We start from the raw sequence: 13,874 nt of genomic DNA on the forward strand, positions 1-13,874 counted from the left end.
CCCATAATATTATTTCCTTTTATATCGGTTTCAAACAATGCGTTTAATTTTATTGATAACGGCTATTATCATAAGCGTCTTAAAAACAGCCGCCGCGCAAAACAGTCAATATCAATTTTCACATTTGGATATTACCGATGGGCTTTCAAACAATCAGGTAAATTGTATTTATAAGGATACTAAAGGGTTTATGTGGTTTGGGACCATGGCTGGCTTAAACCGATATGATGGTTATAAGTTCAAAATATTCAAAAATAACATCCGTGATACGACCTCTTTAAGTGATGATTTTATAATAAATATCGTAGAGGGACCCCTGAATAAGCTTTGGATACAAACACGCAATGGACTGAATATATATGATCCGCTGACCGAGCGTTTCGAACGAAATGTTAACCGTACATTATCTAATATCTCCATTCCGGGTAATTCAATCAATAACATAAAAAAAGATAAGTACGGCAATTTTTGGTTCCTGCATCCCATGCTTGGTGTATATAAATATAATCCCAACACGAAAAAAACAATACATTTTGGACATAAGGCCGGCGATACCACTTCGCTTTATGCTGATAACCCGACAGATCTGTCAGCGGATTTAAATGGTGATATTTTACTGATCTATCAGAACGGAATTATTGAAAAGATAAATCATCATACCAATAAAATCGATCAGAGAATTTACGCCGTTAACAAAATATTTAGCAATGAACAAAGTACGTTTAGGATTTTTATTGACCGCCAGAACGATTTATGGGTGTTCAATGTAAATAATCCGCATGGTATATTTTACCTGAATTTAAAACGTAATATCGTTAAGCACATCAATACAACTTCAGTAGGCAGCCGCTTAAATTCCGATGTTGTTACTAATATTATTCAGGATGACAAAAATACGATCTGGATAGCAACAGATAATGGCGGGATCAATCTTCTGAATAAAAATGGCTTCACAATTCAATATTTGGTAAAAAGGGAAGACAACAATAAAAGTTTAGCCCAAAACGCTACAATATCACTTTTTAAAGATAATACAGGAATTGTTTGGATAGGTACTGTTAAAGAGGGCATCAGTTATTATCACGGGGATATTATCAAGTTCTCCCTGTATAAGCATTATTCTTCCGACCCTTCCAGTATAGCTTATGATGACATCAATAAGTTCGCTGAAGACAAAAAAGGCAATATCTGGATAGGCACCAATGGTAAAGGCCTTATTTATTTTAACAGAAAAGACGGCACTTTTACCAGCTTTTTGCACAATGCAGCCAATGCTAATAGTTTAGCCAATAACGTTATTGTTAGTTTATGTGTAGACCATGAAAATAAGCTATGGATTGGTACCTATTTTGGCGGGTTGGATTGTTATGACGGCAAGACTTTCACGCATTACCGGCACAACGATGCTATCTCCGCCAGTATATCTGACAATAGCATCTATGAGATCATGGAAGACTCTTCTCATCGCTTATGGATAGGGACGCTTAACGGCGGGCTTAATTTATTAGAACCTGGCAGGCAAACCTTTAAACATTATAAAAAAGATAGTCCCGGTTCTATTCTAAATAACTATATATCAGGTTTGGCGGAAGATGAAGACCACAATATATGGATCAGCACTTCTTACGGGATTAATGTTCTGCTGAATAAATCGCATAAATTCATTTATTATTTGGCCGGCCCAAAAAACGGCAATAGCCTTATAAACGATAACGTTACCAATTTAACCGAAGATTCCAGGCATCTTTTCTGGATAGCTACCCGCAATGGCCTAAGTATTTTTGATAAATCAAAAAAGCAATTCACAAACCTCAGGAAAGAAGACGGACTACCCGATAACGCGATCCTGGATATAGTAGAAGACCATAAGCACAATATGTGGGTGAGCACACCGAACGGATTGTCGAATATTATAGTTAAACAGCAAAATGGAAAATTGAAATTCCGGTTTGAAAACTATAATGAAACCGACGGTTTACAAGGGCGTGTATTTAATGAAAATGCATCGTTAAAGACAAAAAGCGGCGAACTGATTTTTGGAGGGCCGCATGGCTTTAATGTTTTTAACCCTTCATCGATAAAATTGAACAAAGGAGCCCCCAATTTAATCTTGACTGATTTTCAGCTTTACAACAAAAGTATAAATGCAGGCGACACCTTAAACGGGCATGTTGTACTTTCAAAGTCGATAACGGAAACCCAAAACATAACCTTAAAATACAATGAAAGCGCCTTTTCGATTGAATTTGCAGATCTGAATTTTTTCAGTCCGGGTAAATCTAAACTCGAATATAAATTAGATGGCCTTGATAAAGAATGGATAACCAGCGACACGAGGATAAGAAAAGCTACCTATACCAACGTGGACGCTGGTAATTATGTGTTCCGGGTAAGGGCCTCAAACGCTGAAAGGATACCGAACACCGATAGTTTGACCTTAAGTATAAAAGTATTGCCCCCATTCTGGAAATCGCCAATAGCCTATGTTATTTATGTATTTTCCGTACTTGGGATATTGTACTACATCCGCAAACAGGGCATTAGAAAAATAGAAACCCGCTTTGAGATTGAGCGTGAGCGAAAGGAAGCAAAGGATAAGCACGAGCTGGATTTAATGAAAATAGATTTTTTCACCAACGTTAGTCACGAATTCAGGACGCCTATTTCCTTGATTATGGCGCCGGTTGAAAAATTGCTAACGCAGGCTGACGATAATTATAGCCGGCGAAAGCTTCAATTGATCCACGAAAACTCTAAGAGGTTGCTTAGTATGATCAATCAGTTATTGGATTTTAGTAAAATAGCAGTAAAAAAACTTCAGCTTGACCTGCATGAAGCTGATATTATTAAAAGCATTAAAGAAGCATGCGATTTATTTATCGATGTGGCAGATAAAAAACATATCAGGTTTTCATTTAGGTGCGATATAGATTCGGTATTTGTGTTTTTCGATCAGGATAAAATTGAAAAAGTGCTTTTTAACCTGCTCTCCAACGCCGTTAAATTTACACCCGACTACGGTATTATTGGGGTGGAAGCAAAGCTGCTGGAAACCGACAGCAAAGAAATGACTTTACTTGAAATCAGGGTGAAAGATTCAGGTATTGGTATCCCGGTTGAAAAGCATAATAAAATATTCGAGCGATTTTTTCAGAATGACATGCCCGCCTCATTAATTAACCAGGGCAGTGGTATTGGCTTATCAATTACAAAAGAGTTTGTTGATTTGATGGGCGGTATTGTTTCTGTTGAAAGTGAACCTGGAAAGGGAAGCTGTTTTATAGTTAGGCTGCCACTAAAAAAATCGGCAAAGAATAGCTTAACAGGAGTTGAAAATGTTCCTCAAGAAGTTGAAGTTCCTAAGCCTGATATGCCGCGCCAGGAGAAGCGCAATAAAAATATTACCATTTTGATTGTAGAGGATAACCCCGATTTCAGGGCGTATCTCAAAGACGATCTGAGGCATCTATATACCATTGCCGAAGCTGCAAATGGTAAAGAAGGTTGGCAAAGGGCATTGGCTTTACATCCCGATTTGATCATCAGCGATATTAACATGGCCGAAATTGACGGCATTAATTTTTGCAAAAAGATCCGAAGCGATAAACGCACCGAACATATACCATTTATATTAATTACCGCTTTTACCGGCGATGAAAAGCAACTGGCCGGTTTGGAGACGGGGGCGAACGACTACCTTTCCAAGCCTTTTAATTTTGAAATACTACGTTTTAAGGTTCATAATCTGCTTAAAAACCATCAGTTAGTAAAAGAAACCTACCGAAGGCAAATTGAAGCTAAACCGGGCGATCTGGAGATCGAAACACCCGATACAAAATTCATGAAAAAGTTATTGACGGTCATTGAAGAAAATATTTCAAATGCCAGCTTTTCAGTTGAATTGCTAAGTAGTCAAATGAATATGAGCCATGGGGCTTTATATAATAAGGTATTTAAGCTTTCCGGCAAAACGCCGGTTGAGTTTATCAAGTCGGTAAGATTAAAAAGAGCCGTACAACTCCTGCTCACAAAACAATTTACCATAACGGAGATCTCCTATGAGGTAGGCTATAACGATGCGAAATATTTTTCTAAAGTATTTAAAGCAGAATTTTTGGTGACACCGTCCCAGTACCTCGACAGTATCGATTGATTTTTTTCTGCCTCGATCCCGACCCATTCAATAGTTTATAGTTGTGAAAAAAGCTGCTTTTGCAAAGGGCAGCCATAACCATTTTTTACCGCTGCATTTATTTTAATCTATTGATTATCAATGCGTTGCCTTTTAAGTAGCTGCATATTTTTCATACTAATCATCCAAATTATAGCTCTCCGTGATCTAAGCTCGCCGGTAACTTTACCCCAATATAATACAGCCAATTTATTATATGTAAAGCCCTGATTTATAAACCAACAACTTAGATTATGCCTAAAAAATCCTACCAATACGATCATAGTACAGTGGTACTTTTCAGACCGGATTTAAAAACGCAATTGAACAAATAAGTCAGTGTAATTCACATATTATAAACAAATACATATAACGAATGGCCAATACCCATAAAAGTTGTCTTTTAGGCTGTGCATTAGCACTGCTAACTGCAGGCTCAGCCAAAGCGCAAAGCCTTGTAAATACTGCAACAGAAGTCAAGATCAACAAGCTGATCAAAAAAATGACTTTAGAGGAAAAAGTGAGCATGATACATGCAAGTTCATCATTCACATCCGGCGGGATAAAACGTTTAGGAATCCCCGAACTGGTTATGTCTGATGGGCCACATGGCGTGCGGTCAGAGCATGGCCGGGGCTACGATGCAATCGCCAATGTTAACGATGCAGGCACCTATTTGCCTACAGGTAATACGTTAGCTGCTACCTGGAACCCTGCATTAGGGTACGCTTTCGGCGCGGTATTGGGCAGCGAAGCGAAATACAGGGGCAAGGATGTAATACTGGGCCCTGGTATCAACATTATACGATCACCGCTAAACGGGCGTAATTTTGAGTACCTGAGCGAAGACCCATACCTGGTGTCGCAGATGGCAGTCGGTTATATTAAAGGCGTACAGGATCAGGGTATATCCGCCTGTATAAAACACTTCGCCGCTAATAACGAAGAGGTTGACCGGGGAACCGTTGACGTTCACATGAGTGAACGAGCCTTGCGCGAAATTTACCTCCCGGGTTTTAAAGCAGCCATCACGCTTGGCGGTGTGAATACTGCCATGGGTTCTTATAATAAGTTTCGGGGACAGTATGCTACAGAGAATGAGTATCTGATAAACAAGATACTGAAAGGAGAATGGGGATTTAAAGGTGTTTTGATGAGTGATTGGGGCGCCGTGCACAATACGATGGAAGCCCTGCAAAATGGTACCGACCTGGAAATGGGCACGGATCTGAATATGTTGCCCAACCCCAATTATCATAAGTTTTTTATGGGCGATACCGTAATCAGCCTTGTTAAAAGCGGCAAAGCACCGGTAGCCCTTATTGACGATAAAGTGCGACGCATATTGCGGATAATGTACAAAACTCACATGCTTGGTGGCACAACGCGCACACCCGGAGCTTACAATACATCGAGGCACCAGCAAACGGCTTTAAAAATAGCCGAAGAAGGTATTGTATTATTGAAAAATGAAGGCCAGGTACTGCCGCTAAAAAAATCGGCGGTAAAAAGTATAGCCGTCATAGGCAATAATGCTGACCGGGAAAATGCTCTCGGCGGAGGAAGTTCGCAGGTTAAAGCTAAATACGAGATCACCCCATTGCAAGGGCTGCGAAACCTATTGGGTAATTCAGTAAATATACAGTACACCCAGGGTTATAAAATAGCAAAAGACGCTGTTGCCGATCCGCAGTTAATACAGCAAGCCGTTGACGCGGCCGCAAAAGCCGATGCAGCCATCATATTTTGCGGATGGACGCATGGCTACGATTACAATGCATGGGGTGATAACGCTTTTGATGCAGAGGGTGTTGACAAACCCAACATGAATATGCCTTTTGGGCAGGACGAACTGATCAAAGCTGTATTGAAAGCCAACCCTAACACTGTGGTGGTATTAATGGGTGGTGGCCCAATAGATATTAGCCAGTGGGTAGGCCAAAGCAAAGCCATTATTGAAGGCTGGTACCCTGGTATGGAAGGTGGGAATGCTTTAGCTAAGATTCTTTTTGGTGAAGTTAACCCATCAGGCAAGTTGCCAATGACATTCCCTAAAAAACTAGAAGACTCTCCGGCACACAAGCTGGGTGAATTTCCAGGAGTAAATGGCACGGTACATTATAACGAAGGCATATTTGTAGGCTACCGTTATTTTGATACCTATAAAATTGAACCCCAGTTTGCTTTTGGTCATGGTTTATCATATACAACATTTGATTATAGTAAGCTTACCGTGCAAAAGGGTGCCGGTAAAAAAGCTGTAGTTAAACTTACAGTAAAGAATACAGGTAAGGTTGCGGGCGCAGAGGTTGTGCAGATATATGTAAAACAAACAAACCCATCTGTTGATCGCCCTGATAAAGAATTAAAAGCATTTAAGAAAGTGTTTTTGCAACCTGGCGAAAGCAAAGAGATTAGCATTACCCTTAATCAGGATTCGTTTTCTTACTATGATGAAAAAAAGAATATATGGGTTGCTGATGCCGGTCAATATAATATTTTGGTAGGCAGTTCATCCAGAGATATTCGTATTAGTAAAAACATGGACTTATAAAGCACATCAATACTTCATTGACGTAACGTCATCTTTAAAATGCCAAAGCCTCTGCCAGATAATGGTCAGGGGCTTTGTTGGGATAAATACAATCTTTTTCGACCTTACTCAAATAAGATTGGATCATTGAGGCACTAAAGGTCATTAAGTTTGAATGCTTTTCAAATGTTATCTGATTTGAAAAGCTGGATATACGAGTTTTGTTACTCTATTGTTACTTAAAGTGATTTAACTAATTGATATTCAGCACTATGATATTATCTGGTAGAAAGTGCTTGAAAAAAGTTACTAACATATTGATCTTCAATGAAATAATGTATATATTCTTTCTTGTTACTCATTTGTTGCTCAAACTCCATAACTATCTGATAATCATTGGGTAAGTACTTTCTGTATCGGCAAGTAGATATCGTAAATACTTGATGATAAAGTATTTATGAGTTTATTCGGAAAGTAAAAATCTCATTTTATTTTCCTTAAGCATCAGTATTCAGGCAATTACAAATAAGACTGATTGGTATATTTACATATTTTGCTACTGAAATTCGTTTTTTTTGTTCCTATCTATTCCTCACATGGAGCTGATTTGCCCGAGTTGACGCCTGCTGTGCGGGAACTTCAGGGCTAATGTTTTCTGTTTTTAATGTCAGGTTTTGAAATGACGGATGAATATTTTTTGTTTTGTTGAACACTGTTTAATAGATTTGTATCGGTTTAACATTAAATCAAGTTATTACGAAAAAAGCATTGATCACATGATCAGCAACCTTAATATTTGTAAGTTAGTAATTTAGAATGGGCATAGCAGAACGAAAACTGGAAGAGAAGCAAGAAATGCATAAACGCATCCTTGACGGTGCGCGCAAAATATTCCTGGAGAAGGGCTATGAACAGGCCAGCATGCGCAGTATTGCCCAGGAGATCCGTTATAGTCCTGGCTCGCTATATTTCTATTTTAAGGATAAAAGTGAAATTTTCCACGAATTGCATAAAGAAGGTTTCCGCCTGCTGTTGAACCAGTTAAGAGTACTGGACAAGGTTGGGGACCCCTTCGAGCGGTTAAAAGCTTCCGGGCGTGTTTTTATTCAATTTGCCCAGGAGAACAAAGATTATTATAACCTGATGTTTATTGTTGACGAACCGGTTAAAGGTTCACTGTCCGAGGGATTTCAGATCGCAGAAGAGGCGATTCGTTATATGCAGGAAATGGTAAAGGAATGCCAGCAAAAAGGGAAGTTCAAGGATATGGACACGGAATACTTTACTTTCCTAATTATCTCGGTTGTTCATGGCATCTGCGCGCTTTTTTGCAAAAATCGCAATTCAAGCTTTGTGGGTAAAACGAATGAAGAGCTGATGCAAAATGGATATGAGTCTTTTGTGGCGCTGCTCGAAAAAAGCTAGCTTTTTTTTCTAATAACACTGAACGCTGTTTAAAATTATAACAATGATTAAAAATGAAATTTAAAAATCAAACATTCTACCAACTTTTGCTTTTATCATCGGCCTTACTGGCTGCACCTATTGCAAAAGCCCAGGGCAAACTGGATGAGTATATCCGGCAGGGCCTTGCCTCTAACGAAAGCATCAAGCAACAGAATTTTGTGCTTGAAAAGAATGTCTACGCACTCAAGGAAGCCAAAAGCATGTTTTTGCCTGAGGTTACCTTTTCCACCACCTACACGAAAGCTGACGGTGGGCGTACGATAGATTTCCCAACCGGCGATCTGTTTAACGGAGTTTACTCCACACTAAACCGGTTGACGGGCAGCAGCGCCTTTCCGCAGTTGCAAAACCAAAAGATCCTGCTCAACCCGGACAATTTCTACGATGCTAAATTCCGCACGACACTTCCCATCCTGAATGCAGAACTGATTTATAACAAGCGAATCAAAAAACAGCAGATTGACCTGCAAAAGGCCGAAGTATTGCTTTACAAGCGCGAACTGGTTAAAGAGATCAAAACGGCGTATTACAACTACCAGAAAGCGGTATATGCTACCGGTATCTATGAATCTTCCCTCCGGCTGGTTGAAGAAGGACAAAGGATCAATACGAAGTTGTATGAAAATAGTAAAGTAAACCGGACCGTTGTGCTCAGGAGCCAGAATGAAGTAAGTCGGATCAATGCGTCGCTTATTGAGGTACAGAAAACAGCAGAATCAGCCCGTTACTATTTTAACTTCCTGTTGAACAGGCCGCTTACTGACAGCATCCTTTTGGATGATATCAAGGCCTTACCTGCCGACGAACAGCTATTAGGGAACAGCGTCAGCGGCAGGGAAGAACTATCCAAGCTACGGATTGCTAAAGATATTAACGGCAACCTGACCGGGCTGGCCAGATCTTATATCGTCCCTAAGTTGGGAACCTTTATCGACCTGGGTTCGCAGGCTTTTGACTGGAAGTTTAACAATAACAGCCGCTACTACTTGTTTGGTGTCTCTCTCCAATGGAACCTTTTCTCTTCCGGTAAAAACAACTACCGGGTAAAGCAGGCGATTGCCGATCAGAATGCCCTGGCCTCACAGACCGATTATGTACAGCAGCAACTGCTAACGGAATTAAAAGTACGCCAGGCCGGTATGCAAAGCGCTATCGCGCAATATGAGGCAGCCCAATCCCAATTAAAAACCAGCCAGACTTATTACGGGGATATGCTGAAGTTATACAAACAGGGAACGGCCATTTACATTGAACTGCTGGATGCCCAGAACCAATGGATCGATGCCCAGCTGCACGCCAATATTGCACTTTACGACACCTGGATCGCAGATGCCGCGATCGAACGCGCCAATGCCAGTTTCACCATTCAATAAAATTAAAACGATGAAAAACTTACAATTATTCAGCATTATCATAGTAGGCTTAACCTTAATGGCTTCCTGTAAAGAAAAACATAAGGAAGGGAATCCAATTGGAGAGCCGGATATCATACCGGTTAAAATCGCTCCGGTGTCTACGTTGGGCGTACCCGATCAGATCACCGCCACAGGCCTGGTCAGTACCGAGGACGAAGCCAAATATGCATTTAAGATAGGCGGCGTGATCAGCCGCATCCTGGTACAGGAAGGCCAGTTCTTTAAGCAGGGGCAATTACTTGCTACGCTCAACTCCAGGGAAATTTCGGCAGGTTTAGCCCAGTCTAGCCTGGCTGTCGATAAAGCACAGCGCGACTATAACCGGGCGCTCAATCTTTACAAGGACAGTGTTTACACCTTAGAGCAATTGCAGAATACCAAAACCGCTTTGGATGTTGCGAAAAAGGCAAGAGAAGCAACCGCTTTTAATGAGCGCTATTCTAAAATATACGCGGCTTCAGACGGCTTTGTTAGCCAGAAAATAGCAAACGAAGGCGAGGTTATTGCCGGAGGGATGCCGGTACTGCTAACCAACTCTACCGAACAACACAACAGCTATTCACTTAAAGTGGGCGTGACTGACCGCGAATGGGCCATCATCAAGCCCGAACAAACAGCCAAAGTAACGCTCGACGGCTATGCTGGTCAAACCTTTGACGCCACTGTGTTTCGTAAGTCGCAGGCGGCAGACCGTGAACTGGGCACTTTCCAAATCGAACTCAAGCTGCAATTAAACGGCGTAAAACCCGCCGTGGGCATGTTTGGTAAAGCGGAGATAGCCACTCATCAGGATGAAAGTGTAATAGTCATTCCCTTTGCATCGCTGGTAGAGGCCGACGGCAACAAAGGATTTGTATTTACGACCGTAGGGTTAAACCGGGTGAAACGGGTGCCGGTAAACATTTTGAAGTTCGATAATGAAAATGTTTATCTGAAGGATAAACTTGAAGGGATAGACCAGATCGTAATCTCCAACAGCGCCTACCTCAACGAACAGTCCACCATAAAAATTATTAAGTAAGGCCATGAAGATCACCAATTTTGCAGTCAAGAACTATCAGTTCACACTGATCATATTCCTTTTGGTAGCAGTTGTAGGCGTGCTTACGCTGTTTACCATGCCCCGTTCGGAAGACCCGACCACACATGCACCGCAATATATCATTACGGTTATTTACCCGGGCACCAGTCCTAAGGATATGGAAGAACAGGTAGTAAAACCAATCGAAAATAAAATCTATGGACTGGAAAACATCGAAAAGATCCTGACAACCGTAGAGGACGGTGTGGCGGTTATCCAGCCAAAATTTAAATATGGTGTTGACGTGGACAACAAATACCAGGAAATATCCACCGAGATCAATGCTTTGAAAAACAGCGAACTTCCTAAAGATATCTACCTGATCAAAACAGAAAAAATATCCTCATCAGACGTAAAAGTTTTACAGGTTGCGCTCGTGTCAGATAACGCTTCCGGTAAATTGCTGCGGGATAAAGCAGACATCCTTAAAATGCAATTAGAAAAGATCACCAATCTGAAAGAGGTGAAATACTTCGGTATGCCCGAGCAGGAGATCCGCATCGATATGCAACTGGATAAGTTGGCTCAATTGAAAATACCGCTTAATGTGGTCATCGGCAGTTTGCAAAGCGAAGCGGCAGATATCCCCGGTGGAAGTATCAACCTGGACAGCAAGGTGTTTAACGTGAAAACCAGCGGCAAATTTAAAAACGTTGAAGATGTGGCCAATACGGTGATCTACAATGCCAATGGCAAGATCATCTATCTGAAAGATGTGGCAGAAGTGAGCTACAAGGATGGCATCGTTGACCATATTACCCGTGTGAACGGGCACCGTTGTATCCTGGTTACGGCAGCCATGAAGGATAAGGTGAATATAGCCAGCGTTCAGAAAGAATATTTACCGGTATTGGAGGAATTTGGCAAAACCCTGCCGGAGAACATTCGCATGGTCAAGAACTTCGACCAGGCCAATATGGTATCCGAACGTTTGGGTCATCTTGGCTTTGACTTTGGACTGGCTATTGTGCTGGTGGTAGTAACCCTTCTTCCTTTAGGCTTCCGGGCATCGCTGATCGTGATGATCTCCATCCCGCTTTCCCTGGCCCTGGGACTCATTGCCTTAAACATGTTAGGCTATTCTTTAAACCAGTTGAGTATTGTTGGCCTGGTGGTGGCGTTAGGATTACTGGTGGACGACAGTATTGTGGTGGTGGAGAATATTGAACGCTGGCTCAGGGAAGGTCATTCGCGAACGGATGCCATATTCAAAGGAACACAACAGATCGGTGTTGCGGTCGTTGGTTGTACCGCAACGCTGGTTATCGCGTTTTTGCCGCTGGCATTCTTACCCGATATAGCCGGTGAATTTATCCGTAGCCTGCCCATGGCCGTCATGACCAGCGTGCTGGCATCCATGATCGTAGCTTTGACACTAGTACCTTTCCTGGGTAGCCGGATGTTAAAAACGCATACACATGGCGGTGGCAATTTCTTTTTAAAACACCTGCAAGGATTCCTGACACGTTCGTATGCTGGCATTATGCCCGTCGCTTTAAAATGGCCCAAAATCACAATCGGTATATCATTAGCCCTGAGTGGACTTGCCTTCTTCCTGTTTACATTAACCGGATTTAAGCTTTTTCCAACATCGGAAAAACCGATGTTTCTGATCAATATCAAACTGCCCCTGCAGGCAGATATTCCGGAAAGTAACCGGGTGACCAAACTTGTAGAAGGTGAACTGAAACAGTATAAGGAGATCGTTTTTTATACGTCCAACGTAGGTAAGGGTAACCCCCAGATCTATTACAACGTGCACCAGCAGGATGTAAAGCCCGACTTTGCCCAGGTATTCGTTCAATTGGGCGAAGGGGCAAGTCCCGGTGAAAAAACGGAACTGATCAAACGACTGCGAAAGAAGTTCAGCGACTTCCCTTATGCCAGGATCGAAATCAAAGATTTTGAACAGGGAACACCTATAGAAGCGAATATTGTAGTAAGAGTATTTGGTGAGAATCAGGATACCTTACGGTCTCTTTCATTTAAAGTGGAAGAGATCCTGAGGAAACATCCGGGCACTTTCTTCGTCAACAACGAACTCAATACCTATAAGTCGGACGTTAAGATAAAGATCGATAAAGAAAAGGCCCGTACCTTGGGTGTCCTGACCAGTGATGTGGACAAAGTGGTCCGCCTGGCAGTCGCCGGGTTAACCGTAGGGGATTATATTGATGACCGGGGCGATTCACGCAACGTAGTGATCACCATGCCCAGGGAAAAGTTTTCCAATTTAAATGCGCTCAAAAAACTTTATGTCAATAATGTTCAGGGCACCCCGGTGCTGGTAGACCAGATCGCTACGATCTCTTTTGAAACTTCACCCACCGCGATCAACCATTTTAATAAATCACGCTTCGCCAAGGTTACGTCGCTTACGAAAGAGCACGTATTGGCCAATGACATTTTGAAAGACGTTGTTCCGCAATTGAATAAATTAAAGATGCCGCAGGGCTATTATTACAAGCTTTCCGGCGAGGCCGAGTCAGAAGGTGATACACTGGGCGGCAACTTCCTTTCCGTAATTATATTGAGCACCTTTCTTTTTATCGGGGTACTGCTGCTGCAGTTTAAAACCTTCAAAGGGATCATCATCGTCTTGTCGATCATCCCTTTAGGTATCCTTGGCGGGGTGGTGTTGCTGTTAATAACCGGTAACCCGATGTCCCTGGTATCGATTATCGGTTTCATCGGGCTCTCGGGTATCCAGGTCAAGAATTCACTGCTGTTGGTTGATTTTACCAACCAGTTGAGAGCAGAAGGTCATAGCATAGATGAGGCGATTAGTATGGCAGGCGAAACACGCTTTCTGCCGGTTGTGCTCACTTCTATAACTGCGATTTGCGGTTTGCTCCCGATCGCGCTGAACCCAAACCCGCTTATCGCGCCTTTAGCCATTGTTTTGATAGGCGGCTTGATCAGTTCTACTATCCTATCGAGGATCGTGACACCGGTTATGTATAAACTGATACCGCCAAGCCTCGAAAATGACTTAGAACAATGAAATAGAACTCATAAATGGAAATGAAAGAGCTGTTTTCAGGAACCGTAAAAATACCTGCATAAATAACCCTGCGTTGGCCAATAAGTTGTTTAAGATCTCCCTCGCCGTCAGCAAAATATTATCCTAATGCCGGTTAAAGGGAATGTAACGTATTTGATACATGCTATTTTTAAAAAAAAATGCCTGATAACAAGGGAGTTACT

6 protein-coding genes are annotated in these 13,874 nt (G+C 41.8%); all 6 read left to right on the plus strand.

All coding sequences use genetic code 11. From position 1 onward, the window contains the following. The first annotated feature begins 37 nt into the window (after positions 1 to 37). Positions 38 to 4,153, plus strand: a complete 4,116-nt coding sequence (locus AC1DXC_RS14780) for a two-component regulator propeller domain-containing protein (RefSeq protein WP_477459921.1) — start codon at positions 38 to 40, stop codon at positions 4,151 to 4,153. Between the two features lie 520 nt (positions 4,154 to 4,673). Beyond that, positions 4,674 to 6,725, plus strand: coding sequence for a glycoside hydrolase family 3 C-terminal domain-containing protein (locus AC1DXC_RS14785; protein ID WP_477459922.1), 2,052 nt, complete (start codon positions 4,674 to 4,676; stop codon positions 6,723 to 6,725). A gap of 795 nt (positions 6,726 to 7,520) precedes the next feature. Continuing rightward, positions 7,521 to 8,129 carry a TetR/AcrR family transcriptional regulator gene (locus AC1DXC_RS14790; protein ID WP_477459923.1) on the plus strand — a complete coding sequence of 203 codons (609 nt, stop codon included), beginning with the start codon at positions 7,521 to 7,523 and terminating at the stop codon, positions 8,127 to 8,129. Positions 8,130 to 8,182: 53 nt separating this feature from the next. Further along, complete coding sequence (locus AC1DXC_RS14795) at positions 8,183 to 9,544, plus strand: TolC family protein (RefSeq protein ID WP_477459924.1); 1,362 nt, start codon at positions 8,183 to 8,185, stop codon at positions 9,542 to 9,544. 10 nt (positions 9,545 to 9,554) lie between these two features. Further along, complete coding sequence (locus AC1DXC_RS14800) at positions 9,555 to 10,607, plus strand: efflux RND transporter periplasmic adaptor subunit (protein ID WP_477459925.1); 1,053 nt, start codon at positions 9,555 to 9,557, stop codon at positions 10,605 to 10,607. 4 nt (positions 10,608 to 10,611) lie between these two features. Next, positions 10,612 to 13,671 carry an efflux RND transporter permease subunit gene (locus AC1DXC_RS14805; protein WP_477459926.1) on the plus strand — a complete coding sequence of 1,020 codons (3,060 nt, stop codon included), beginning with the start codon at positions 10,612 to 10,614 and terminating at the stop codon, positions 13,669 to 13,671. The last annotated feature ends 203 nt before the right edge of the window (positions 13,672 to 13,874 follow it).

It is taken from the genome of Mucilaginibacter sp. P2_D11 (assembly GCF_056404435.1).

Coding starts and splice junctions, on each gene's coding strand:
- AC1DXC_RS14780 (WP_477459921.1), top strand. CDS start 38: ATGCGTTTAATTTTATTGATAACGGCTATTATCATAAGCGTCTTAAAA.
- AC1DXC_RS14785 (WP_477459922.1), top strand. CDS start 4,674: ATGACTTTAGAGGAAAAAGTGAGCATGATACATGCAAGTTCATCATTC.
- AC1DXC_RS14790 (WP_477459923.1), top strand. CDS start 7,521: ATGGGCATAGCAGAACGAAAACTGGAAGAGAAGCAAGAAATGCATAAA.
- AC1DXC_RS14795 (WP_477459924.1), top strand. CDS start 8,183: ATGAAATTTAAAAATCAAACATTCTACCAACTTTTGCTTTTATCATCG.
- AC1DXC_RS14800 (WP_477459925.1), top strand. CDS start 9,555: ATGAAAAACTTACAATTATTCAGCATTATCATAGTAGGCTTAACCTTA.
- AC1DXC_RS14805 (WP_477459926.1), top strand. CDS start 10,612: ATGAAGATCACCAATTTTGCAGTCAAGAACTATCAGTTCACACTGATC.